The sequence below is a fragment of the Chromobacterium sp. LK11 genome (assembly GCF_001043705.1).
Classification (GTDB): Bacteria; Pseudomonadota; Gammaproteobacteria; order Burkholderiales; family Chromobacteriaceae; genus Chromobacterium; species Chromobacterium alkanivorans.
On the sequence record NZ_LDUR01000015.1, the window covers coordinates 46,970 to 70,066 of the forward strand.

Sequence of the window (23,097 nt, forward strand, 5' to 3'; positions counted from 1 at the left end):
GACCACTCAATGTTCACGGGAAGACTCGGCTTCGGTCTCGGACACTTCCTCGACGAACAAGCGCAGCACGCCGTAGCGATCGCTGAAATCGCGCAGCACCGCGATCTGGTTGGCGGAAATGGCCGCGCCGCGCGGCAGCAGCAAATGGCCCTGCTTGCTGTGCAGGTCCTGGGCCAGCACCGCCCCCGCCTTGACCGTCAGCAAGCTGACCGAGGTGCCCGGCGGCGCCTCGGGCAGCGCCGGGGCGTCGAACAGCCGGCCAAAAACCTTGCGGTCGTATTCGGTGCCGGTGGCGACGCCGTAATAGCTGAAGGGATCGATTTCCGGCCGTTTGCGCTGCATCGCCGCCACGATCGCCTTTTCGACGTCGGCCGGCTTCGGCGGCTTGACCACGAAGCCGTCGGCGTGCAGCTGGCTGGCCAGCACCACATTGCTGCGGTCCGCGTGCCCGGACAAAAACACAAACGGCAGGTTGGAAGGATTCATGGTGTGGCCGCAGCGCAATTCCTTGAGCAGGTCCATGCCGTTCATCGGCGCCATCTGCACGTCGCACAGCACCAGGTCCACCATGCGGATGTCCAGCAAACGCATCGACGCGGTGCCGTCCGCGGTTTGAAAGATGGCGTCGGAACGCACGCCCATGGTCTGCAAAGCCTGGCTGATCAATGAACGCACCAGAGTCTGGTCGTCCACGACCAGTATCCGCATCCGCGAAAAGTCCACCGCCGCAACGCTCATCCCGCGCCTCCTTCCGCCGCCGCGGTTTCCTGGCTCCGCCGCAAATAATCGCTCAATTCGTTCTCGCGCACCGGCAAGGCCATGTAAGCGCCCTGCACGCAGGGGCAGCCCATTTCCTGCGCCAGGCTCACGTCCTCCTCCTCGTCCGCGCCGCTGGCGGTGATCGCCCCGGGCGGCAGGCCGTAGATGCGCAAGAAGCGCAGCGCCTGCGGGTCAGCGCCCAGCATCGCGCGTATCCATTGCAGGGATTCGACGGGGATGTTCACGTGATCGAACGGCAGCTTGAGCATATTGCTCTGGGTCAGCGATCCGGCGCCGAAATGATCGGCGATCAGCCGGAAGCCCAGGTACTTGATCTTGGCGACGTTCTCGAAGGCCTGGGCCGGCGACTGCTGGCCCAGGCCTTCGGCCAGCTCAAAACCCAGCAAGCGCGGCGACACCCCGCGCTGCTGCAACAGCGCGTGGCAGTGATCGAACAGGTTTTCGCTCTCCAGACAGGCCTTGTCTATGCGCACGTTGAAACCGCACTCCTCGCCCAGTCCTTGCTGACGCAGCCCGGCCAGCAGGCCGGCGATGCGCGCCACCAGCTCTTCCAGCACCAGCGCGGAAATCCCCTTACGGCGCGCCAGCACGCTGAACAGGCCGGCGCTCCACTCCACCCGCCCTTGCGGCCGGATCAGCGCCGTCACGTCGAAGCCGGCGAGCCGGTGACCGGGCAGCCCCAGAATGGGCTCCACCTCCAATTTGAACTCGCCGGAACAGATGTCGGCGAAAAAGCCCTCCACATCCAGTTGCTGCACCTGATAGGCGCGCTCCAGATCGTTGAACACGCTGTTGAGCGCGGTGAGGAAGGATTCCGCCGAATACGGCTTGGACAGGAAACGGGTGCTGCCTATGCCCAGGCTGCAAGCCATCTCGCTGATGGTGTTCAGGGTTTTGCCGTCGTAGCCGGAAATGATCAGCAAGGCCGCCCGGTAGCCGAGCAAGGCCACGTGCTTGATGAAGTCGATGCCGTTCATGCCCGGCATGCCGATGTCGGTGACGATCAGATCGTAGTGGTTCTCGCCTATGCTGCGCAGCGCCTCGGCCGGGTCGCTGAACTCGTCGATGGCCACTTCGTAACGGCTAAAGAAGCTGGCCTGGCGGGAAATCAGTTTCCGCAGCACCAGCTGGTCTTCCAGAATCAGAAACCGCTTTGCTGGCAAGCCCATGGGATCTCCCCCTTAGCGTCGCGCGCGGGCGCCCTGTCGGCCGGCCGCAACCCAATTTAAATACGACATTCGAGTAATATTGATATAGGCCGATAAGCCCGCGCCCACAACCACGGCTTGCAAACTTCCCGCGCGGCGGCTTTACGCTTGTGCAATTGCCGTCGCCGCCATGCATAATGAGAGCATTGTCACGCCAGGAGGCACGCCATGCGGTTCCAGTCCAGCCAGCTCGGCCAAGTCGATATCGACGAGAGCACCGTCATCACCTTCCCGCGCGGCATTCCCGCGCTGGAGAACTGCACCCGCTTCAAGCTGTTTCACAATGCCACCCAGGCCCAGCCCCAGGTGTTCTGGATGCAATCGCTGGACGACCCCGGCGTCATCTTCAGCATCACCACGCCGGAAGCGCTGGACATCCGCTACGAAATCGAACTGGACGACGCCGAAGTCGGCGAGCTGCAATTGCAGCAGCCGCAGGACGTGGCCATCCTGCTGATGCTGAGCAATCAGGCCGATGAGCAGCACCCGGCGCTGTCCACGATGAAGGCGAACATCCGCAATCCGCTGGTGATCAATCTGCAAAGCCGCACCGGCCTGCAAAAAGTGGGGCTGCAGTGCGACATCCTGCTGCATAACCGCTGATGCCGGCTCAGACCCGCTGCGCCTGGTGCGGCGACGACCCGCTCTACGTCGCCTACCACGACGAGGAATGGGGACGGCCGGAACGCGACGACCGCAAGCTGTTCGAGATGCTGATCCTGGAAGGCGCGCAGGCCGGCCTGTCCTGGATCACCATCCTGCGCAAGCGCGACGGCTACCGCCGCGCCTTCCACGGCTTCGACCCGGTCAAGGTGGCGGCGATGGACGACGGCGACGTCGAGCGGCTGATGCAGGACGCCGGCATCGTGCGCAACCGGCTGAAGATCCGGAGCGCCATCCGCAACGCCAAGGTGTTTCTGCAGATGCAGCAACAACACGGCAGCTTCGCCGACTGGCTGTGGGCGCATGTGGACGGCCGGCCGATCTTGCGCCGCCGCGACGACGAGCGGGTGCCCGCCAGCACCGAGCTGTCCGACCGAGTCAGCAAGGCCTTGAAGAAGGCCGGCATGAATTTCGTCGGCAGCACGGTGATCTACGCCTATCTGCAAGCCTGCGGCGTGGTCAACGACCACATGTCCGCCTGCTTTCTCCGCCCCGACCGAGGCTGAGCCCGCCGCGCAAAGAAAAAGCCCGGATTCCCGGGCTTTTTTTACGAGCGGACCCAAGTTCAGGCGAAACTCAGATGGCCGTCCCGCGCCTCCACCAGAATGGTGGACTTGGGCGGGTACTTGCCGGCCAGAATCGCCTTGGCCAGCGGATTTTCCAGTTCGGACTGGATCGCCCGCTTCAAGGGGCGCGCGCCGTAGACCGGATCGAAGCCCGCCTCCGACAACAAGGCCAACGCCTCCTCGCTGACCTGCAAATCCAGGTCCAGCTTGGCCAGCCGGCCTTCCAGGCTCTTGAGCTGGATGCGGGCGATGGACTTGATGTGCTGCTCGCCCAGGCCGTGGAACACCACCACCTCGTCGATGCGGTTGATGAACTCGGGCCGGAACTGGGTTTTCACCTCCGCCATCACCGCCAGCTTGATCACCTGGTAGTCGTCGGTGTCCATCGCCTGGATTTGCTGGCTGCCGATATTGGACGTCATCACCACCACGGTGTTCTTGAAGTCCACGGTGCGGCCCTGGCCGTCGGTCAGGCGGCCGTCGTCCAGCACTTGCAGCAGGATGTTGAACACGTCCGGATGCGCTTTCTCCACCTCGTCCAGCAGGATCACGCTATACGGCTTGCGGCGCACCTGCTCGGTCAGATACCCGCCCTCCTCGTAGCCGACGTAGCCCGGCGGCGCGCCGATCAAGCGGGACACCGAATGCTTCTCCATATACTCAGACATGTCGATGCGGATCAGGTGATCTTCGCTGTCGAACATAAAGCCGGCCAAGGTTTTGCACAGCTCGGTCTTGCCCACGCCGGTCGGCCCCAGGAACAGGAAGGAGCCGTAAGGCTTGTTGGGATCGGCCAGGCCGGAACGGGAGCGACGGATGGCGTCGGCCACCGCGCTGACCGCCTCGTCCTGCCCCACCACGCGCCGGTGCAGCACCTCCTCCATGCGCAACAGCTTGTCGCGCTCGCCCTCTAGCATCTTGGACACCGGGATGCCGGTGGCGCGGCTGACCACTTCCGCGATCTCCTCCGCCCCCACCTGGGTGCGCAGCAAGCGATTGGGCTTGGCCTGCTCGCCGGAGCCGGCCGCTTCCGCGTCCTGCAGCCGCGCCTCCAGCTGCGGCAGCTTGCCGTACTGCAGCTCCGCCAGTTTCTGCCAGTCGCCCTTGCGCTTCAGGTCCTCCATCTCCACCTTCAGACGCTCGATTTCCTCCTTGATGCTCTGCGAACCCTGCTGCGCGGCCTTTTCCGCCTTCCAGATCTCGTCCAGGTCGGCATAGGCTCGCGACAATTCGGCGATCTCGTCCTCGATCAGCTTGAGCCGTTTCTGCGAAGCCTCGTCGCTTTCCTTCTTCACCGCCTCGCGCTCGATCTTCAGCTGGATCAGCCTGCGGTCCAATCTGTCCATTTCTTCCGGCTTGGAGTCCAGCTCCATCTTGATGCGGCTGGCGGCCTCGTCAATCAGGTCGATGGCCTTGTCCGGCAGGAAGCGGTCGGTGATGTAGCGCTGCGACAGCTCGGCGGCGGCGACGATGGCCGGGTCGGTGATGTCCACTCCATGGTGAATCTCGTACTTTTCCTGCAAGCCGCGCAGAATGGCGATGGTGTCCTCCACCGACGGCTCGCCGACCAGCACTTTCTGGAAACGACGCTCCAGCGCCGCGTCCTTCTCGATGTAGCGGCGGTATTCGTCCAGCGTGGTGGCGCCGATGCAGTGCAGTTCGCCGCGCGCCAGCGCCGGCTTCAACATATTGCCGGCGTCCATCGCGCCGTCGGCCTTGCCCGCGCCCACCAGGGTGTGGATTTCGTCGATGAAGATCAAGGTCTGGCCGTCGTCCTTGGCCAGGTCGCTGAGCACCGCCTTCAGCCTCTCCTCGAACTCGCCGCGGAATTTGGCGCCGGCGATCAGCGCGGCCAGGTCCAGCACCAGCAGCCGCTTGTTTTTCAGGCTTTCCGGCACTTCGCCGTTGATGATGCGTTGGGCCAGGCCTTCGACGATGGCGGTCTTGCCGACGCCCGGCTCGCCTATCAGCACCGGATTGTTCTTGGTGCGGCGCTGCAACACCTGGATGGCGCGGCGGATCTCGTCGTCGCGGCCTATCACCGGGTCCAGCTTGCCCTGACGCGCGCGCTCGGTCAGGTCCTGGGTGTACTTCTTCAAGGCTTCGCGCTGGCTCTCCGCGTCTTGGCTGGACACGCTTTCGCCGCCGCGCACCGCGTCAATCGCGGCCTGGATCGCCGCCGGCTGGCCGCCGTGCTCTTTCAACAGCCGCGAGGCCTCGCCCTTGTCCTGGCTCAGCGCCGACAGGAACAGCTCGCTGGCGATGAACTCGTCGCCCAGCTTCATCGCCGCCTTGTCGCTCAGGTTCAGCAGATTGGCCAGATCGCGCGACACGGTGATCTCGCCGCCGTTGCCCTGTACCCGCGGCAGCCGCTGCAAAGACTGGTTCAGCGCGCCCTTCAGACCGGGCACGTTGACGCCGGCGCGCGCCAGCAGGCCGGCGATGCCGCCGTCGGCGTCGTCCAGCATGGCCAGCAGCAGATGCTGCGGCTCGATATAGGCATGGTCTTGAGACAGGGCCAGGCTCTGGGCATCCCCCAGCGCCTGCTGGAACTTGGTCGTCAGCTTGTCGAATCGCATGGAGTGGCTCCTTCGGAACATTGATAAACACTATCTGGGCATGGCCAGTTGCTTTTCAAGCCTCCTCGTCGTCGATCTTGATCCCGATTTTGCCTCAGGCGCATTTTATTTATGGCGTCGGCAAAAAATTTAATCTATGCATTAAATCAAGAGCGGAACCGGACCGGCCCAAACAAGAGCCGCCCACCCAAGTCCCGAGCCGCCTGACTAGCGAAATCGCTTATCCAATCTCAAAGGGGTATCTCCATGAAGCCATTACTGGCCGCCAGCCTTTTATTCACCGCCTGTGCCCTGGCCCACGCCGACAACGACCTTTCCTTGCTGGCCTACGGCGCGTCGATACACAGCCAATGCAGCGGCAAACGTTGCGATTTCAACGGGGAAAACCCCGGCCTGGGGCTGGAATGGGCGCCGCTGGGCAACGACGCGGACGGTCGCTGGATAGGACGCGTCGGCTCTTATCGCGACTCCTTCCGCGAAACGGCCTGGTTCGTCGCCGGCGGCTGGCGCAAGGAATGGCAGCTGGGGTCCAGCCCGCTCTACGCCGGCACCACGCTATTGGCCGGCTACCTGGACGGCTCCGGCGTCAAGCAGATGGTCGTCTTCCCCATGCTCAGCATCGGCACCCGCAAGCTGGCGCTGGAAGTGGGCTATGTGCCCAAGATGGATTACACCCCGCACAAGACGCGGGTCGCCGTCACCACGTTCAGCCTGCGCTGGACCTTTTAAGAAACGGTTCAAAGCCTGCCTCGCTTCGGCGATACGGCGCTGAAAACCGCCAAGGCCCCATCCCCTATGCGCATTCGGCTTTCTTGGCGGTTTTCGCCTTGTCTCGCCCTGGCTCGCAAGACTTTAAAAGCCGCGCCGGTAAGGTCAGCGCAGCGAGCGCACCACTGAGCTGACCACGCCCCAGATCTCGACGCCGGCCTCCGCCTGCAAATCGGCGTAGCCCGGCTGCGCAGCGCGTAAGCAGACTTGACCAGGGCTCAGGTGCAAGCGGCGCACCAGGAATTCGTCGCCCGCCACCGCCACCACCACATCGTTGTGGCGCGGCGGCAGCAGGCGATCGACGATCAGCAGGTCGCCGTCGAAAATGCCGGCCCCGGCCATGGCGTCGCCGGCGACGCGCACGAAGAAACTGGTGTCCGGGTGCTGGATCAGGAAGTCGTTGAGATTGAGCGAACGCTCGAGATAGTCGTCGGCCGGCGACGGGAAGCCCGCCGCCACGCTGCCGTCGAACCACGGGATAGAAACGTCGCCGGCGCAGGAGCGGCGCGCGCCGCCCACTCGCCCCGGCGCCAGCCGCACCAGTTCCGCCAAAGGCCGGTCGCGGGCGACCAGCGGCGGGCTCTGCGGATGGGCGTCGTCCACGTCGCGCCGCTCAGCGAACGATGACGCGGGCCTCGCCCGCGGCCAGACGGCCGATCTTGGCGGCATAGCCGAAGCCGGCGCGCTGGAAACGCGCCAGGACTTCGTCCGCCTGCTCCGGCGCCACCGCCGCCAGCAAGCCGCCGCTGGTCTGCGGATCGGCCAGCAAGCGCAGCTGCCACTCCGGCAGTTCCGCGCCGAAATCGACATGCTCGCCGAAGCTGGCCAGATTGCGCTCGATCGCGCCCGGGCCGCAGCCTTGCTCCGCGAAAGCGCGCGCCTCCTCGATCACCGGCACCTCGGCCATATCGATGTGCGCCGCCAGCTTCGCGCCCTTGCACACCTCCAGGGCATGGCCGAGCAGGCCGAAGCCGGTGACGTCGGTCAGCGCGTGCACGCCGTCCATGGCCGCCAGTTCCGCGCCCACGGTGTTCAATTTGGTGGTGGAGGCGATCAAGGCCTGGTAGCCCTTGTCGTCCAGCTCCCCTTTTTTCATCGCCTGCGCCAGCACGCCGACGCCCAGGCCCTTGCCCAGGATCAGCACGTCGCCGTCGCGCGCCTCGCTGTTGCGCTTGAGCTGGTCCGGATGCACCACGCCCAAGGCCACCAGGCCGTAGATCGGCTCCGGGGAATCAATGGAATGGCCGCCGGCGAGCGGGATGCCGGCCGCGTGGCATACCGATTCGCCGCCGGAAAGAATGTCGCGGATGGTTTCCACCGGCAGCACCTTCACCGGCATGCCGACGATGGCCAGCGCCATGATGGGCGTCGCGCCCATCGCGTAAATGTCCGACAGCGCGTTGGTGGCGGCGATGCGGCCGAAATCATAGGCGTCGTCGACGATGGGCATGAAGAAGTCGGTGGTCGCCACAATCGCCTGCGAGGCGTTCAGCTGATACACCGCGGCGTCGTCGCTGGTTTCCGCTCCCACCAACAGATTGGGAAAGGCCATCTTTTCCTTGGCCGTCGACAAAATGGACTCCAGCACCGCCGGGGCAATTTTGCAGCCGCAGCCGCCGCCGTGAGACAATTGCGTCAATTTGATTTCAGCCATTTGCGGACTCCGCCATATTTATGCTTTTCAAGGTCGCGAACGTATCACAGCTTGGGCAGTTTGACGAGATCATCGACGTCCGCTCCCCGGCAGAATTTGCCGAGGATCATATTCCCGGCGCCATTAATTGCCCGGTTCTGGACAACGATGAGCGAATTCGCGTCGGCACCCTGTACAAACAGGTGTCTCCGTTCGAAGCTCGCAAGGTCGGCGCCGCGCTGGCCGCCAAGAACATCGCCCGCCATATCGAAGAAAGTTTCTCCGACCGGCCCAAGTCCTGGCGTCCGCTGATCTGCTGCTGGCGCGGCGGCCAGCGCTCCGGCTCCATGGCGCTGATCTTCGCCCAGATAGGCTGGCCCGCGCATCAGCTGGAGGGCGGCTACAAAGCCTACCGCCGCCAGGCGCTGCAATGGCTGGAAGAGCTGCCCGGCCGGCTCAGGCTGCGCGTGATCTGCGGCCCCACCGGCTCCGGCAAGAGCCGCTTGCTGCAGGCGCTGGCGCGCGCCGGCCACCAGGTGCTGGATCTGGAGCAACTGGCCAATCACCGCGGCTCGGTATTGGGCCGGCTGCCGGACCAGCCCCAGCCGCCGCAAAAATGGTTCGACACCTTGCTGCTGCAACAGATTCGCGCCCTGGACCCCAACCGCCCGGTATTCATCGAGGCGGAAAGCAAGAAAGTGGGCTTCGTCAGCCTGCCCGACGCGCTCTACCGCCAGATGCACCAAGGAGACTGCCTGCTGATCGACGTGCCCTTGGCGGAGCGCGTGCGCTTCCTGCTGGAAGATTACGCCTTCTACCTGCAAGACCCGGAGGCCTTGATCCGCCAGCTGGGCTTCCTGAAAGGGCTGCACTCCGGCGAACAGCTGGACGCCTGGAACCAGATGATCCGGGCCGGGCGCTTCGACGCCCTGGTGGCGGAGTTGCTGGCCAAGCACTACGATCCGCTCTATTACCGCTCGCTGGGCACGCACTATCCGCAACTGGCCGAGGCCATGCCCCTGCGGCTGGACAGCCTGGCCCCGGAACGACTGGACCTTGCCGCCGCGCAGATCGCCTGAGAACCGATTCGAAGCCCGCCGCGCGGAGCGGCGCTGATCGCGGCGCAAAACTGCGGTATCATCAGAACATCCTAATTCATCCGCGGCGCCGCGCCGCGCCCCGACTCCGCGCGCATGACCCCACACGCTCAACTTGACTGGCAAGACGGTCAACCGGTTTCCCTCGCATTCGGCGACGTCTACTTTTCCCGCGCTTCCGGCCTGGACGAAACCCGCCATGTCTTCCTGCGGCACAACCGCTTGGCCGAACGCTTCGCCGAGCTGTCCGCCGGCGGCCACTTCACCATCGCCGAAACCGGCTTCGGCACCGGTCTGAACTTCCTGTGCGCGTGGGAGTGCTTCCTGCAATACGCGCCGGCCGATACGCGGCTGCACTTCATCAGCGCGGAGAAATTTCCGCTGACCCCGCGCGATCTGACCCAGGCGCTGGCGCTCTGGCCCCAGCTCGCCGGACTGGCTCGGCAACTGCTGGCCCAATACCAGGCCCTGCCCCCGGGCTGGCACCGGCTGCTGCTGAGCCAGGGCCGCGTCACGCTGACCTTGTTGATCGGCGACGTGCTGGAGGTGCTGCCGGAAGTGGACGCGCGCGTCGACGCCTGGTTTCTCGACGGCTTCGCCCCGTCCAAGAACCCGGACATGTGGCGGCCGGAACTGTTCCAGACCATGGCGCGGCTTTCCGCGCCCGGCGCCACCTTCGCCACCTTCACCAGCGCCGGCTTCGTGCGCCGCGGCTTGAGCGAGGCCGGCTTCGCCGTCGGCAAGACCGCCGGCTTCGGCCATAAGCGGGAAATGAGCCACGGCCATTTGCAAACTCCGCCCGCCGGCGAGTGGTCGCCGCCTTGGTTTGCCCGTCCGGCGCGGCGGCACGGGGAACGCAGCGCCATCGTCATCGGCGGCGGCATCGCCGGCGCCGCCAGCGCCTACAGCCTGGCCTGCCGCGGCTGGCAGGTAACCGTGGTGGAGCGCCTGCCCGAGCTGGCCCGCGGCGCCTCCGGCAACCCGCAGGGCGTGTTGTACACCAAGCTGTCGCCGCACTTCACCCCGCTGACCCGTTTGATCCTGTCCGGTTACGGCTACAGCCTGCGCACCTTGAAAACCCAATTGCCGGAAGACGACGCGCACTGGCGCGGCTGCGGCGTGCTGCAACTGGCCTACGACGCGGCCGAGGCGGAACGCCAGCAAGGGCTGGCCGCGGCCGGTTTCGGCGCCGACTTCCTGCGTCCGGTCGACGCTCGGGAAGCCAGCGAGCTGGCCGGCATGGAACTGCAACACGGCGGGCTGTTCTTCCCTCAGGGCGGCTGGGTCAACCCGCCCGCGCTGGTGCGCAAATTGGTGGAGCATCCCAATATCCAAGTCCGCACCAGCCGCACCATCGTGGAGCTGGACTACAACCCGCTGGACAAAAGCTGGGTCGCCATCGGCGATGAAGGATCGGTGGCCATCGGTTCCGTGGTCATTCTGGCCGGAGCCGCGGAAACCGGCGCGTTCGACGCCACCCAGCACCTGCCCTTGAAAAAGATTCGCGGCCAGGTCACCGTGGCGCGCGCCACCGCGAGCAGCGAAGCGCTGCGCACCGTGCTGTGCGGCGAGGGCTACATCTCCCCGGCCCGCTTCGGCGAACACTGCCTGGGCGCCACTTTCAAATTCAACACCGAAGACCTCGGCGTCAATCTGTTCGAGCATCAGGAAAACCTGCAGATGCTGGCGGGACTCGCGCCCAGCCTGTACCAGGCCTTGGGCGGCGAAGGCCTGCTGGACAAAGCCCTGGCCGGGCGCGCCGCGCTGCGCTGCACCAGCCCGGACTACCTGCCCATCGTCGGGCCGGTCGCCCACGTCCAAAGCCTGATCGACGCCTATTTGCCGCTGAGCAAGGACGCCTCGCTGAAGCTGAGCGCCGCCTCGCCCTGGATAGACGGCCTCTACGTCAACACCGCCCATGGCTCGCGCGGCATGATCACCGCGCCGCTGTCGGGCGAAATCCTCGCGGCCCTGCTGGAGGACGAGCCGGCCCCGGTAGCCCGCAGCCTGATGCAAGCCACCCACCCCAGCCGCTTTCTGATGCGCGACCTGATGCGCAACAAACTGCCGCAGCGAAACTGAGGCGAGCAGACGGCCCGGCTTGCGCCGGCCGCGAAAAAGCCCCCGCCGCGCCAAGGCGACGGGGGCGAAAACAGAGGCGGTCGCCTCAGGCGGCGGACTGTGCCGCCGTCTCCACCGCCTCGCGGATGTCCTCGGGAATGGATACCGACTTGCCCGCCTGGTAGTCCACCCACACCAGCGTCACCTCGCCGCTGGCGTAGACCACGCCGGGATCGTCGCGCCGATAAAAATGATGCCGCAGCTTCAGGCTGCTGCGTCCCAGTTTTTCCAGTTCGATGGTAATGTCCAGCGTGGCGGGATAGGTGATCTCTTTGCGAAACACGCAGGCGGTGCCCGCCAGCACCGGGCCGCAACCGTTAGGGTCGATGCCGTGCCCCAGGCTTTCCAGCCAATCCAGGCGGATCTGCTCCAGATAGCGGAAATAATAGGTATTGTTCAAATGCCCGACGGCATCCATATCGCCCCAACGCATCACAATGCTGCGGGTATCGATCACCGGGTAATGCTTGTCCACGCTGTTCCCCTTGAAAGACGGGCCGGCGCGGCGTCCATCGATCGCCGTTCACGGCCGGCGCGCCATGATTGTTTGCACTGCGTCATGATAACGGCCAATCCCGTCCGGGTCACATAGCGTCACATAAAACACAACAAATCCAAATATCCGGCCCCGAAACAAAACGGCATACTGGTTTCCGTCAGCAGCCAGGGCTCGCAAGAGTCCTGATCTGGCATGATCAGCGCGCGGGTTCTGTTGGAAATTACCTACCCCTTCTGGCCTGCGCGTTGGTCTCCTGAGCGAAGGTGCAAATTGGGGGCCCCATCTGGGGCTCTTTTTTTATGCTCGCCGCCCTGGCCCAGGACCAAAACGCGAATTCATTGCGCAAATGTTAAGCCCGCCCCGATTTCATCACAGCCCGTCACACAAGCCCCCAATAATCACTCTATTTGGCCCGCGCCGGCAGGCGCATACTGCGTCCATCGAATCAGCCCTCCCCCGAGAGCGGATTCGATGCGATCGAAGCGCTGCCGGCTGTGGATACACGCCCTCCGGGGGTTGCGTCGATCACCTGAGCGAAGGTGCAATTCAGAGCCCCCTGATCGGGGCTCTTTTTTTATGCGCCGGCCGGCGGGGACGCGGGCCAAGCCCTCTTGCTTTCGTGTTACACTCGGCAGACTGGGCAAAAAAAGAGGCCGCGCGAACGCGGCCCAAACGGGGATCTCAATTCACCAAGTGTCCAAATGCAGGCTTGGCACGTCAAAACAAAGTACAGACGAACGACGTCTACATAACGCATGAACACAGAAAACGCGGCAACCGGCGTAAAACAATGAGCAGGGCCGGCCGGGTTTTCTTGCAAGCCCTGAAGCTGCATGACTCGTATACTAGCGACGAAGCAGCCGGACAAATATAAGATTATTCTTAAAATTTTCGTGGTTTACTCCAAAGCGCCGCGGACCGCCCGTCGCCTTTCTTGACAAGCGCGGCGATCGCTTTTCTAATCGCCAGTTTCCGCCCTTTGGCGCATCCCTCATTTACCATCACAGGAAATCTCCATGACCATTCGAGTCAACGGCATCGAAATCACCGAAGACATGGTGCAAGCGGAACAAGCCCACTACGCTGACGCGCCGAACCCGCGCGATGCCGCCGTTCAGGAGCTGGTCCTGCGCGAGCTGCTGCTGCAGAAAGCCAAATCCATCGGCATCGACACCGCCGACCAAGGCGCCGCCATCGGCGCCTTGCTGGAACAGGAACTGCAGGTCGACGCCGTGGACGAAGCCGCCTGCCTCGCGTTCTACAATCAATACCCCGAGCGTTTCAGCAGCGGCGAATCCGCCGTGGCCAGCCACATCCTGTTCCCGCTGGGCGAAGGCCTGGCCGGCAGCCTGGCCAAAGCCAAGGCGGAAGGCGTGCTGGAAGACATCAAGGCCAACCCGGCCCGCTTCGCCGATCTGGCCCGCGAACACTCCACCTGCCCGTCCGGCCAGCAAGGCGGCAGCCTGGGCCAGTTCGGCCGCGGCCAAATGGTGCCGGAATTCGAACAGGCGGTATTCAGCACCGACGCCGGCCAGATCGCGCCGGAACTGGTCCAGACCCAGTTCGGCTACCACATCATCCAGGTGCAGGAGCGCCACGAAGGCGGCAAAGTGAGCTTTGAGGAGATCAAGGACCGCCTGCAGCAATACCTGAACGATATGGCCGGCAACAAGGCGATGCAGGCTTACCTGGGCCAACTGGTCGCCGCCGCCCAGATCGAAGGCTACGCGATGCCGGCGCTGTAAGCGCCCGCTCACCGTCCGCCGCGCTTAGGCGGCGCGGCGTTGAAAACCGAGGCGCATCCGCGCCTCGGTTTTTTTGCGCGCCTCAGTTGCGGGCGCGCAGCGATGCGCCCACCGGCCGCGAGAGCGGGAAACCATCCTTCCTATCCCAATTGATGGACCAGCTCATCACGCCGCGGAACGTCGGATAGGCCTGAGCCGGCTTGACGGCGCCGCAGTTCCTCAAGGCCATCAGACAATCCAGCGACTTGATCACCGTGTCCGCGCTGACGAAGCCGGAATTGGCGGAGCTGCGTCCGGAAGGCACGCCGAAGGCCACCTGCTCCGGCCGCAAACCCTTGAAGCTGCCCGAGGCGCCGTAAGCCAGCGGAAAGCCTTCGATCAGCATCTTGCTGCCGCCCACCAGCATGTCCACGCTGCCCTCCGCCAAGGCCGCGTTGGAATACGGCGTGTTCAGCCCGCCATTGTTGTAGTACTGGACATGGATGACGCTCAAATCGTCGCGCAAGGCGTCGATGATGGGCAGATAAGCGCCCCAGATGCTGCCGTAGGCGACATAGCCTCCCTGAACATAGGGATGCTCCGGCGCCATCGACAGGTAGAAACCCGCGCCAACCTTGGTTTTCAACTGCTTCACCGCGCTGATCAGGTTGCCGATGATGGGCGCGCCCTGCGACACCCCGCTTTCCAGGTCCAGATCGATGCCGTCGAAACCGTATTTGACGATGATGGCGTGGAGGCTGTTGACGAAATTCTGGGTCTGCGCCGGAGTATTCAACGTGACCGAGCCGTTCTGCCCGCCCAGCGACAACACCACCTTCTTGCCCTTGGCCTGCTTGGCCCGGACATCCTGAATGAACTGCGCCTCGGAGCCGGCCTTGGGATCCAGCGAGAAGCTGAGATTGCCGTTGCCGGCATCGTCGGCGAAGGCGACGACGATCACATCCCAATCGTCGCTGACTTGGCTTAGCGGGTAGGCGTCGCCGCTGGGATTGGCGAAATTATGCCAATATCCGATCAGCGCATGCTTGGCGAACGGCGCGGACGGCCCCGGAGTCGGCGATGGTCCCGGGGTCGGCGTCGGCTCCGGCGCCGCGCCGCAGCTTCCTCCTGCCTGCCACAGCGTGGGCGTGGCAGGCGGGTTCCAATTGGCGCCCGCATAGGCGGTATGCGCCGCGCGCGCAGTGTAATTGGCCGCGGAATAGGCCACCACATCGCCCGCCTGATAAGTCGCCCCCTCTCGCCAATCCGGACACGCGGCGGCCAAAACCGGGCCGGCGCCCAAGGCCATGACGCATACCGACGCCCACAACTTGGCTTTCCCCTTCAAGTACATGCGGCACCCTCCTTTGCGGTACGACAGCGCGCGCGGCCGGCGGAGTGCCGGATCGAACGCCATCTGGTATTTAATTGGTATTACATCAAACACGTAATGTCAAAGGCATTTTTGAATGCCGCACCGACAACCTGGTCATTTTTCTACAATACGCCCCCTCCCGGTCCGGCTACTTTGTCCGCATCAGCCAAGGACGGACATCGGACCGCCACGCTGCCCACCGACAGGAGACCTCATGAATCAGACCCTCGCCATGGCCGGCTTTGCGTTGGCCGCCTCCATCACGCCGGGCCCGGTCAACATCGTCGCGCTCAGCTGCGGCGCTCGTTACGGCGCGCGCGCCGGCATGCGCCATGTCGGCGGCGCCACCGCCGGCTTCACCTTGCTGCTGCTGCTGACCGGCCTGGGCCTGGAGCAGACCTTGCGGCAGTGGCCGGCCTTGACCCAGGGCTTGCAATGGGGCGGCGTGGCGTTCTTGCTCTATATGGCGTATCAATTGGCTCGCAGCGACGGTTCGCTGGATTTGGACAAGAACGGCGCCCGGCCAAGCTGGTGGCGCGGCGCGGCGATTCAATGGCTGAATCCCAAGGCCTGGATCGCGGCGCTGGCGGGCTGCGCGGCGTTCACCTCCGGCCAAGACGCGACGGCGCTATGGCGTTTCGCCGCGCTTTACTTTCTGATCTGCTACGCCTCGATCGCCTGCTGGGTGCTGGCCGGCGCCTGGCTTGGACAAAAGCTGGGCTCGCCCAGGCGGCTGCGCCGCTTCAACCAGGCCATGGCCTTGTTGCTGGGACTAAGCGCGCTGGGCTTGCTGAGCTGAGCCGGCGCGGTACTGGCCCGGCGTCGCGGCGACGTACTGTTTGAAGATTCTCTGCAGATGGGCCTGGTCGGAAAAACCGGCGTCCTGCGCCACTTGCGCCAAGGGCAGCCCGCCGCGCACCAGGCGCCGCGCCAGTTGCACCCGCTGATTCAGCAGAAAATCATGCGGCGTGACCCCGTAACGCCGTTTGAACGCGCGAATCAGATAGGAAGCCGACAAGTCCGCCGCCGCGCAGATGTCCTCCAGGCGCAAGGCCTGGTCGCAATGCGCGGCGATGTACTCCGCCGCGCGCGCCAAACGCTGGTTCGACTCCGCCGCCGGCTCGACGCCCAAGCCCAAGATACGGTGAGCGTCGCCGAAAAAGGCCGTAGCGGCCTCGTCTTTCTCCAAGAGCCCCCGCCCCTCCGCGCACAGCACCTTGAACAGGGCGTTGAAGCCGGCGAACAAACGCGGGTCCCGGCTCGCCGCGTCGCCAAAGGGACGAAAGCCGCCGGCTTGGCCCAGGCCCAGCGTCTGCTGCAAACCGCCGAGCCAGGCGACGTCCACATACAGCATGCGATAGGACCAGGCCTGCCCCGCCACGGGATTGCAGGCATGCGTGTCGCCCGGGTTCATCAACACCATGGAACCCTGCTCGCTGCGGCGCACCTTGCCGTTGAAGTAGTCGCAAGCGCCGGCGGTGATGACGCCGAGGGAGAAGGTCTCGTGAGCGTGCTTGGCGTAACAGACGCGGCGTCCGTCGGCCACCGAGCGGGCCTCGAACTGCGGCAAGGCCGCGTCTCGCCAGAAACGGTGATCGACCTTTGGCCTCGCGGCCGGAAACGAGGACTCGGCGGCTTGCTCCGGCATCGCTTATTCTCCTTTCATCCGGTAAAACAGCATGCCCAGCCATTCCCGCAAAGCGGCGTGGCACTCCTGCATCGCCCGTCCGCTGGGCAGCCACCAGGCCACGCCGCCGCCGCCGTAACGGATAAAGGCGGTTGGCGCGGCCGTCACCTCCAGGCCCTGGCGCTCGAAAAACGGCAAGGCCCGGCGCAGATGCCAGCCCTGGCTGACCAGCGCAATCCGCTTGATCCCGGCCGAGCGCAGCAGCTCGGCGGAATAGCGCGCGTTTTCCAGCGTGGTGTTGGAACGCGTCTCCACCCAACGCGGAACAATGCCGTAGTCCTCGCTCAGAACCCGCGCCATCAACGCGGCCTCCGCTTCCCCTCCCATCGGCGCGCCGCCGGTCAACAACATGGGCTTGCCGCTTTGACGCGCCAGCCGCGCGGCGTAGCGCAGCCGCGCCAGTGAATCCGCCGCCGGCTCCATGCGGCCGTACTCGGGCGCCGGCTTCTTGCCGCCGGACAAGACCACGATGGCTTCCACCCGGCCCAGTTGCTCGGCGTCTATCACCGGGTAGCGCTCCAGACCCCGGTTCAGCCACATCGCCGTCAGCGGCGTGCTCAATGCGTACAGACCCGCCATGCCCAGCACCAAGAGGCCGGCGCCCAAGCGCCGCCAACGGCGACGCAACCCCAAGCCCAGCAACATCAGCAACAACATGTTCAGCGGCGGCAGCAACAAGGCGCCCAGTACCAAGTGGACCAACACTTGCGTGGAAATTGTGGAAACCATGGAAAATGACGATGCGTTGACGTGGCGCCAGTTAAGCACGCGGCAGCCGTCAAATCAATGCCGCGGGAACCAGATGGCGGCGTAGGCGCGACGGTAACCGTTGTCCGGGTCGTAGCCTATGCTCAGATAACTGTCGCGTATCGTCTGCCTGACCAGCAAATGCGGCTGGGTCACGTACAGGCTGGGCGGCTGGCCGGCAAAGGCGCGGTTCAGTTCGTCCGCCATCTGCCAGCCGTGCAGGTGCAAGGGTTCGGCTATGGTCGCTTCCTGCATCAGGCCCGCCCGAATCCGCCTCATCGCGCTGAGCGAGCCGTCGCCCAGCGAAATATTGGCCACGAAGGCGTTCAATTTCCCCAGCGGATGGCCGATGGAATCGTAATACAGGTCGTTGATGCCTATGCTGTGGGTCCAGGCCCTGCCGTGTCGCCGATACAGCTCCGTCACCTTGTCCGGCAGTTGCTGCTGGACCAGGGCCAGCGACAGGTCTTCCACCGCCAGCACCTTGCAGCGCCGGCAGGCCTGCAGCTGCCGCACCGCCTGCCGGGTTTTGGCGGTGGCGATGGCGAAGCGGCTGTCGGTGAACAGCACCACGCCCACCGGACCGTGGCTGCTGGCCACGATGTAATCGGCGGCCGCTTGCGCCGCGGCCAAAGGGCTGGTGGAGATATTGGTGAACAGCAGGCCGGGCAAGGGGCCGGGCTTGTCGCCGGCATGCCAGCCAAGCACGGTCACGCCGAGCGCGCGCAAGCGTTCAATCTGCGGCCGGAATTCCTGAGCGTCGAAGCCCCCCAAGGCCACCGCGGCCGGCCGTTCCCGCTGCGCGCTCTCCAGAAACCGGAGCAAGGAGCTCCCTTGCCCCTGGCCGTCCAACAGCGTCAAGCGCCAGCCCAGCAAACGCCCCGCCTCGGCCAGGCCCCGATAGACCCCGACCACGCCGCCGTTGCGCAGGTCCGACGCCAAAAACCAGACGCTGCGGCCAGGCTGCGCCGCGGGGCCGCTGACGGGGCCGTCCCACTCGGTCCACTCCCGCGCCGGGTTGTTGTCCCGGGCTTGCGGCGCGTCAACGCCCGCGGCCGCGGAGCCGGCGGCGACAGGCTCCACGCTCAGCAGACACAGCAGCAGTACGAGAAGGCGCAACATGGACCCACTATAGACCACCACCGGCTCAAAGCGACGCACCGTCCCTCGCCAACAATTGGCCGGCCACTTCCGCCGCCACGGCGAACAACAGCGGCGACAGACGCTGCGCCTGCAAGCCGGTGGCGCCATGCCTACTGATCGCCAGGCCGAGCCACGGCATGCGCTCGCCGATCAGGCAGACGGCGAGCTTGCCGCCGCCTCGTTCCGCCGCGGCTTCAATCTCCGGCAGACGCCGCCGCAAGGCGCGGCACGCCTCGGCTTCCGCGACAAAGGCCAAGGCCACCCCGTCCGCCACGCGGCGGATGCGCAGGCAGAACGCGCCGATTCCCGGCGCCGTCAGCCACAGCAGCAAGTCCAGTTCGTCCAGTTCCGGCTCGGACTCGCGCTCCAGCGCGTCCTCTACGCTCAGCGCCAGCGCCGGACCGCCCCATAGCCAGAACGGCAGAGTCAGCGGCAAGGGCGGCTCGCCGGCGGTCTGCCGAACGCCGGCCAAGGCCAGCTCGGGCAGCTGCTGCAACAAGGCGCCGGGCAGATGGCTGCCGCCCGCTTGCTGAAACTGCGTCGCGGCCTGAGTCAGGCGCCCCAGCAAAGCCTGCCGCCAGGATTGCGCCAGCTCGGCCGCCGTCGGCAAAGGCTTCGCCAGCTTCGGCATCGCCGCCTGCTCCAATTGCCAAGCCCGCGCCGGCGCTTCGCCGTCGCCGTCTCTGTCCGGTCTCTCCGCCAACAGCGACAGCTCCAGCCGCGGTTGGGTGGCCAGCACCAGCACTTTCAACACTGTCCCGGGCGTCAACTCCGCCGCGCCTTGCGGCCAGGACGGCAAGGCCAGCTGGATGCCGTCGCCGCTCAATAGCGGCCGGCCGTCCGCGCCTCGGCTCAACACCGCCCGCCACTGCAGGCCCGGCGTCAGCTCCGCGCCCGGCTGCGCGCCGTTCGAGATCGGCGCGCTCGGCGTGACCGGAGTCGCCGCCGTGATCGCTCGGATTGAAATGGGTTTGCTCCTTCAGCAAGGTCCGCGCGCATGACGCAAAAAAGCCAGCCGCATGCGCAGCTGGCTTCGAACTCGCGCCGCATCGGCGCGGAATCTTGATTACTGCAGCAGGGACATGGCCAGGCTGCTCATGCTGCCGCTTTGCTTCAGCATGGAAGTGCCGGCTTGCATCAGCATTTGCTTGGAAGTCATGCTGGCGCTTTCGTTGGCGTAGTCAGTGTCCATGATACGACCCTTGGCGGCCAGGGTGTTGTTGTTGACGTTGGCCAGGTTGTTGTTCACGTGGTCCAGACGGTTGGCGTTGGCGCCCAGGGAGGAGCGAACCGAGCCGACCGAATCCAGAGCGGCCTGGATGGTGTTGATGGTGTCGGTTTTACCGATTTCGTCGCCCTTGGCGGCTTTGTCCAGTGCGGCTTGGCCGTCTTGCTGAGCTTTCAGCGCGGTTTCGTAAGCGGTTTTCTTGGCGCCATCGGTCGGATCGGCATCATAAGCGGTTTTAGCGGTGTCGGTCGCGGTAACCAGAGCCGGCATCGCATCGGTAGCGGTTTTCACTGCGGTGGCGTAGGCGGTGCCGGCGGCATCATCCTTGAAGAAGGTCTTGGAAACGCTGCCCAGCGCATTGTTCAACGCGGTCATGCCATCCTTCATGTTCACCGTCATGGATTCGTCGGCCGATGCGCCGATCTGGAACTTCATCTCATCGGTCAGCTTGCCGCCTTGCAGCAGTTTCTCGCCGCCGAAGGAGGTGTTCTTCATGATGTTGGTCAGTTCCTTGCCCAGTTCGGCGAATTCGGACTGCATCGCGCTCTTGTCGGCCTTGGTGGAGGTGGCGTTGGCGCCTTCGGTGGACAGGTCCTTCATGCGCTGCAGGATGTTGGTTACTTCGTTCAGCGCGCCTTCGGCGGTTTGCAGCATGGAGATGCCGTTCTGCGCGTTCTTCATCGCCACTTGCATGCCGCGGCTTTGCGCGTCCAGACGGGTGGCGATCTGCAGGCCGGCGGCGTCGTCCATCGCGGAGTTGATGCGCAGGCCGGTGCCCAGACGGGTCATCGAGGTGGACAGCGCGGTTTGGGTGCCGGTCAGGTTGGACTTGGTGTTCAGTGCGGCGATATTGGTGTGCAGGCTCAGCATGTCTATGTGCTCCAGAAGTCAGGTTGGTTGGTCCGGCATCGCTGCCGTTACCCTCACAAGGCGGCCGCCGCGCGACAAACTTAAATCGCGGTCGATGTGAAAAATCACATTGCTTGACGCGCCCCGCCGACTGTTGAAAGATCAAGCTAATAGCCACCGCCGCCCTGTCCCCATGCCCGCACTGAACGGCCAACAGGCCCTGGCCCAGCTCTGGGCCGCCGCAGCCCTCGATCCCTCCGCGCTGGAGCGCGCGCAGCTGCCGGCAGGCGCCGCGCCACTGCCTTCGTCCTTTGCCGTCGGCTCTCTGGCCCAGGCCAGCATCGCCGCCAGCGCGCTGATGGCGACCGAACTCTGGCGCCTGCGCGGCGGCGAGACGCAGAGCGTCGCCGTCGATCTGGCCCACGCCGCCGCCGAATTCCGCAGCGAGCGCTATTTGCGCGTGGATGGCGCGCCGGCCCCCGAATTATGGGACGCCATCGCCGGCCCTTATCGCTGCGGCGACGGCCGCTGGGTGCGCATCCACACCAACTTCCCCCACCATCGCGACGGCATCCTGCGGCTGCTGAACTGTCGCCACGACAAGGACAGCGTGGCCGCCGCCTTGCAAGGCTGGCAAGCTTTCGGTTTCGAGCAGGCCGCCGCCGACCGCGGCCTGGTGGCGACGGCGCTGCGCAGCTTCGATGAGTGGGACCGGCATCCGCAGGGCCAGGCCGTCGCCGCCCTGCCCTTGCTCGACATAAGGCGGATAGGCGATGCGCCGCCGCTGGCCCGCCCCTTTGCGCCCCGCCCCTTGCAAGACATACGCGTTCTGGATCTGACCCGCATCATCGCCGGCCCGGTGGGCGGACGCACCCTAGCCGCGCACGGCGCCGACGTGTTGCGCATCACTTCGCCGCGGCTGCCGTCCATCCTGCCGCTGGACATCGATACCGGCCGCGGCAAGCGCAACGCCGAGCTTGATCTGCGCCAGGCCGCCGACGGCGAGCGACTGCGGCGCCTGCTGGCCGAGGCCGACGTCTTCGTTCAGGGCTACCGGCCCGGTGCTCTCGACGCGCTCGGCTTCGGCCCGGAACAAGCCGCGCGCCTGCGGCCCGGCATCGTCTACGCTTCGCTGTCCGCCTACGGCCATGCCGGTCCCTGGGCCGAACGACGCGGCTTCGACTCGCTGGTGCAGACCGCCAGCGGCTTCAATCATGCGGAAGCCGCGGCATTCGGCGGCGAGCAACCGCGCGCCTTGCCGGCCCAGGCGCTGGACCACGCCGCCGGCTACCTGCTCGCCTTCGGCGTCGTCGCCGCGCTCGCCCGTCAGATGCGGGAAGGCGGCAGCTGGCAGGTGCAGGTTTCGCTGGCGCGAACCGGGCTCTGCTTGCGCCAGCTCGGCGCCGACCAAGCCGCTTGCGCGGCGGCGGACCCCGGCCTGGAACAGGTCGCGCCCTGGCTGGACGACTACGCGTCGGGCTTTGGAAGCTTGCGCGCCGTCCGCCACGCGGCCCGGCTTTCCCTGACGCCGGCGCACTGGGCGCTGCCCTCGATGCCGCTGGGCAGCCACGCCGCCGAATGGCTGCCGCGCTGAACCGACAGTGGCGCGCGCCGGCGCAACTTGCTATCGTCGGCACTCCGGCCCAAGCGCCAACGGAGCATGCATGGATATCTCCTTCGCCGAACTGATCAGTCAGTACTGGTCCACCCCCAAGTGGGAAATCAATTTGCTGATCACGCTGAACCTGTTGGGCGGCCTGCTGCTGGGCTGTCTGGTGGGCTACGAGCGCTGGTTCAACGGCCGCGCCGCCGGCATGCGCACTTACGGCCTGGTGTCGATGGCCTCGGCCGCGGCCATCAGCATCGTCGGTTATTCCGGCTACTGGTACGGCGGCCTTTATCCCGACATGACCCACGGCGACATGACGCGGGTGGCCCAGGGCGTCTTGACCGGCGTCGGTTTCCTTGGCGCCGGCATGATCATGAAGGAGGGCCTGACCATCAGCGGCCTGACCTCGGCCGCCTCGATCTGGATGTCCTCGGTGATAGGCATTCTGGTCGGCGTCGGCTTCTACGCCGCCGCCATCGCCATCACCCTGCTGTGCGTGCTGTGCATGCTCTCCATCAATCAAATGGAGAACCGGCTGCCGCGCCGCTTCAGCCTGTTCATCGTCATCCGCTTCAAGCCGGAATACCAGTGGACGGTGCAAACGCTGAGCGCAGGCCTGCTTCGCTTCGGCGTGCGTCTGCACGAGGATAGCATCGCGCTGAACGCCGGTCCGGACGCCACCGAATGGAGCTTTCTGGTCTCCGCGCAAAACCGGCGCGACCTGATCAATGTCGTCGACCTGTCGCGCGAGATCATGCAGATCGACCATATCGAAACCCTCAGCATCCAGCCTGCGCGCAACTGAGGCTCCGGCCTGACCG

General features: G+C 65.3%; 21 protein-coding genes. 9 read left to right on the top strand and 12 right to left on the bottom strand.

Annotation, left to right across the window (positions count from 1 at the left end):
- Nucleotides 1-6 precede the first annotated feature (6 nt).
- A complete protein-coding gene (locus VK98_RS10185) occupies nucleotides 7-738 on the bottom strand; it encodes a response regulator (protein ID WP_048413921.1) in 732 nt (243 codons plus the stop codon).
- On the bottom strand, nucleotides 735-1,949 hold the full coding sequence (locus VK98_RS10190; protein ID WP_048413922.1) for an EAL domain-containing protein: 1,215 nt from the start codon (nucleotides 1,947-1,949) through the stop codon (nucleotides 735-737). The genes VK98_RS10185 and VK98_RS10190 overlap by 4 nt, the downstream gene beginning before the upstream one ends.
- Nucleotides 1,950-2,156: 207 nt before the next feature.
- Here VK98_RS10190 and fliW point away from each other — a divergent pair, with 207 nt between their 5' ends.
- Both fliW and VK98_RS10200 read left to right on the top strand, forming a co-directional pair.
- A complete protein-coding gene (fliW, locus tag VK98_RS10195) occupies nucleotides 2,157-2,591 on the top strand; it encodes a flagellar assembly protein FliW (protein WP_048413923.1) in 435 nt (144 codons plus the stop codon).
- Nucleotides 2,591-3,157 (top strand): DNA-3-methyladenine glycosylase I, encoded by a 567-nt coding sequence (locus VK98_RS10200; protein ID WP_048413924.1) that lies wholly within the window; start codon nucleotides 2,591-2,593, stop codon nucleotides 3,155-3,157. The genes fliW and VK98_RS10200 overlap by 1 nt, the downstream gene beginning before the upstream one ends.
- A gap of 59 nt (nucleotides 3,158-3,216) precedes the next feature.
- Here VK98_RS10200 and clpB read toward each other — a convergent pair whose 3' ends face one another.
- Nucleotides 3,217-5,796 carry an ATP-dependent chaperone ClpB gene (gene clpB / locus VK98_RS10205; RefSeq protein WP_048413925.1) on the bottom strand — a complete coding sequence of 860 codons (2,580 nt, stop codon included), beginning with the start codon at nucleotides 5,794-5,796 and terminating at the stop codon, nucleotides 3,217-3,219.
- A 246-nt stretch (nucleotides 5,797-6,042) separates the two neighbouring features.
- Here clpB and VK98_RS10210 point away from each other — a divergent pair, with 246 nt between their 5' ends.
- Nucleotides 6,043-6,525 (top strand): hypothetical protein, encoded by a 483-nt coding sequence (locus tag VK98_RS10210; protein WP_053077324.1) that lies wholly within the window; start codon nucleotides 6,043-6,045, stop codon nucleotides 6,523-6,525.
- Nucleotides 6,526-6,669: 144 nt separating this feature from the next.
- Here VK98_RS10210 and VK98_RS10215 read toward each other — a convergent pair whose 3' ends face one another.
- A complete protein-coding gene (locus VK98_RS10215; RefSeq protein WP_231589245.1) occupies nucleotides 6,670-7,167 on the bottom strand; it encodes a LexA family transcriptional regulator in 498 nt (165 codons plus the stop codon).
- A 10-nt stretch (nucleotides 7,168-7,177) separates the two neighbouring features.
- Nucleotides 7,178-8,218: a selenide, water dikinase SelD gene (gene selD / locus VK98_RS10220; protein WP_048413926.1), complete on the bottom strand. Its 1,041-nt coding sequence runs from the start codon at nucleotides 8,216-8,218 to the stop codon at nucleotides 7,178-7,180.
- 20 nt (nucleotides 8,219-8,238) lie between these two features.
- Between selD and mnmH the strand changes: the two genes are divergently transcribed.
- Together mnmH and mnmC are read left to right on the top strand one after the other, a co-directional pair.
- A complete protein-coding gene (gene mnmH, locus VK98_RS10225; RefSeq protein WP_048413927.1) occupies nucleotides 8,239-9,276 on the top strand; it encodes a tRNA 2-selenouridine(34) synthase MnmH in 1,038 nt (345 codons plus the stop codon).
- Nucleotides 9,277-9,390: 114 nt separating this feature from the next.
- The gene (gene mnmC / locus VK98_RS10230) at nucleotides 9,391-11,376 is read left to right on the top strand and encodes a bifunctional tRNA (5-methylaminomethyl-2-thiouridine)(34)-methyltransferase MnmD/FAD-dependent 5-carboxymethylaminomethyl-2-thiouridine(34) oxidoreductase MnmC (RefSeq protein ID WP_048413928.1); all 1,986 of its coding nucleotides are present in this window, start codon (nucleotides 9,391-9,393) and stop codon (nucleotides 11,374-11,376) included.
- A gap of 85 nt (nucleotides 11,377-11,461) precedes the next feature.
- On the opposite strand, the gene VK98_RS10235 is transcribed toward mnmC, so the two are convergent.
- Nucleotides 11,462-11,890, bottom strand: coding sequence for a thioesterase family protein (locus VK98_RS10235; RefSeq protein WP_048413929.1), 429 nt, complete (start codon nucleotides 11,888-11,890; stop codon nucleotides 11,462-11,464).
- Between the two features lie 1,040 nt (nucleotides 11,891-12,930).
- Here VK98_RS10235 and VK98_RS10240 point away from each other — a divergent pair.
- Nucleotides 12,931-13,659, top strand: a complete 729-nt coding sequence (locus VK98_RS10240; protein ID WP_048413930.1) for a peptidylprolyl isomerase — start codon at nucleotides 12,931-12,933, stop codon at nucleotides 13,657-13,659.
- An 82-nt stretch (nucleotides 13,660-13,741) separates the two neighbouring features.
- On the opposite strand, the gene VK98_RS10245 is transcribed toward VK98_RS10240, so the two are convergent.
- Entirely contained in the window at nucleotides 13,742-14,992 is a 1,251-nt protein-coding gene (locus VK98_RS10245) for a chitinase (RefSeq protein ID WP_082158890.1), read from the bottom strand.
- A gap of 235 nt (nucleotides 14,993-15,227) precedes the next feature.
- Between VK98_RS10245 and VK98_RS10250 the strand changes: the two genes are divergently transcribed.
- Nucleotides 15,228-15,812 (top strand): LysE family translocator, encoded by a 585-nt coding sequence (locus VK98_RS10250; RefSeq protein ID WP_048413931.1) that lies wholly within the window; start codon nucleotides 15,228-15,230, stop codon nucleotides 15,810-15,812.
- Here the strand turns inward: VK98_RS10250 and VK98_RS10255 are convergent.
- The 5 genes from VK98_RS10255 to VK98_RS10275 form a co-directional block, all read right to left on the bottom strand.
- On the bottom strand, nucleotides 15,786-16,661 hold the full coding sequence (locus tag VK98_RS10255; RefSeq protein ID WP_048413932.1) for an AraC family transcriptional regulator: 876 nt from the start codon (nucleotides 16,659-16,661) through the stop codon (nucleotides 15,786-15,788). The genes VK98_RS10250 and VK98_RS10255 overlap by 27 nt on opposite strands.
- A gap of 3 nt (nucleotides 16,662-16,664) precedes the next feature.
- The gene (locus VK98_RS10260) at nucleotides 16,665-17,429 is read right to left on the bottom strand and encodes a YdcF family protein (protein WP_048413933.1); all 765 of its coding nucleotides are present in this window, start codon (nucleotides 17,427-17,429) and stop codon (nucleotides 16,665-16,667) included.
- 54 nt (nucleotides 17,430-17,483) lie between these two features.
- Entirely contained in the window at nucleotides 17,484-18,569 is a 1,086-nt protein-coding gene (locus VK98_RS10265) for a hypothetical protein (RefSeq protein WP_048413934.1), read from the bottom strand.
- Between the two features lie 25 nt (nucleotides 18,570-18,594).
- Nucleotides 18,595-19,449 carry a hypothetical protein gene (locus VK98_RS10270; RefSeq protein WP_156187817.1) on the bottom strand — a complete coding sequence of 285 codons (855 nt, stop codon included), beginning with the start codon at nucleotides 19,447-19,449 and terminating at the stop codon, nucleotides 18,595-18,597.
- A gap of 207 nt (nucleotides 19,450-19,656) precedes the next feature.
- Nucleotides 19,657-20,688, bottom strand: a complete 1,032-nt coding sequence (locus VK98_RS10275) for a flagellin (RefSeq protein WP_048413936.1) — start codon at nucleotides 20,686-20,688, stop codon at nucleotides 19,657-19,659.
- A 172-nt stretch (nucleotides 20,689-20,860) separates the two neighbouring features.
- Here VK98_RS10275 and VK98_RS10280 point away from each other — a divergent pair, with 172 nt between their 5' ends.
- Nucleotides 20,861-22,261 carry a CoA transferase gene (locus VK98_RS10280; protein ID WP_048413937.1) on the top strand — a complete coding sequence of 467 codons (1,401 nt, stop codon included), beginning with the start codon at nucleotides 20,861-20,863 and terminating at the stop codon, nucleotides 22,259-22,261.
- Between the two features lie 70 nt (nucleotides 22,262-22,331).
- Nucleotides 22,332-23,081, top strand: a complete 750-nt coding sequence (locus tag VK98_RS10285) for an MgtC/SapB family protein (protein ID WP_043593006.1) — start codon at nucleotides 22,332-22,334, stop codon at nucleotides 23,079-23,081.
- The last annotated feature ends 16 nt before the right edge of the window (nucleotides 23,082-23,097 follow it).

Coding starts and splice junctions, on each gene's coding strand:
- VK98_RS10185 (WP_048413921.1), bottom strand. CDS start 738: ATGAGCGTTGCGGCGGTGGACTTTTCGCGGATGCGGATACTGGTCGTG.
- VK98_RS10190 (WP_048413922.1), bottom strand. CDS start 1,949: ATGGGCTTGCCAGCAAAGCGGTTTCTGATTCTGGAAGACCAGCTGGTG.
- fliW (WP_048413923.1), top strand. CDS start 2,157: ATGCGGTTCCAGTCCAGCCAGCTCGGCCAAGTCGATATCGACGAGAGC.
- VK98_RS10200 (WP_048413924.1), top strand. CDS start 2,591: ATGCCGGCTCAGACCCGCTGCGCCTGGTGCGGCGACGACCCGCTCTAC.
- clpB (WP_048413925.1), bottom strand. CDS start 5,796: ATGCGATTCGACAAGCTGACGACCAAGTTCCAGCAGGCGCTGGGGGAT.
- VK98_RS10210 (WP_053077324.1), top strand. CDS start 6,043: ATGAAGCCATTACTGGCCGCCAGCCTTTTATTCACCGCCTGTGCCCTG.
- selD (WP_048413926.1), bottom strand. CDS start 8,218: ATGGCTGAAATCAAATTGACGCAATTGTCTCACGGCGGCGGCTGCGGC.
- mnmH (WP_048413927.1), top strand. CDS start 8,239: ATGCTTTTCAAGGTCGCGAACGTATCACAGCTTGGGCAGTTTGACGAG.
- mnmC (WP_048413928.1), top strand. CDS start 9,391: ATGACCCCACACGCTCAACTTGACTGGCAAGACGGTCAACCGGTTTCC.
- VK98_RS10240 (WP_048413930.1), top strand. CDS start 12,931: ATGACCATTCGAGTCAACGGCATCGAAATCACCGAAGACATGGTGCAA.
- VK98_RS10245 (WP_082158890.1), bottom strand. CDS start 14,992: ATGTACTTGAAGGGGAAAGCCAAGTTGTGGGCGTCGGTATGCGTCATG.
- VK98_RS10250 (WP_048413931.1), top strand. CDS start 15,228: ATGAATCAGACCCTCGCCATGGCCGGCTTTGCGTTGGCCGCCTCCATC.
- VK98_RS10255 (WP_048413932.1), bottom strand. CDS start 16,661: ATGCCGGAGCAAGCCGCCGAGTCCTCGTTTCCGGCCGCGAGGCCAAAG.
- VK98_RS10260 (WP_048413933.1), bottom strand. CDS start 17,429: ATGGTTTCCACAATTTCCACGCAAGTGTTGGTCCACTTGGTACTGGGC.
- VK98_RS10265 (WP_048413934.1), bottom strand. CDS start 18,569: ATGTTGCGCCTTCTCGTACTGCTGCTGTGTCTGCTGAGCGTGGAGCCT.
- VK98_RS10275 (WP_048413936.1), bottom strand. CDS start 20,688: ATGCTGAGCCTGCACACCAATATCGCCGCACTGAACACCAAGTCCAAC.
- VK98_RS10280 (WP_048413937.1), top strand. CDS start 20,861: ATGCCCGCACTGAACGGCCAACAGGCCCTGGCCCAGCTCTGGGCCGCC.
- VK98_RS10285 (WP_043593006.1), top strand. CDS start 22,332: ATGGATATCTCCTTCGCCGAACTGATCAGTCAGTACTGGTCCACCCCC.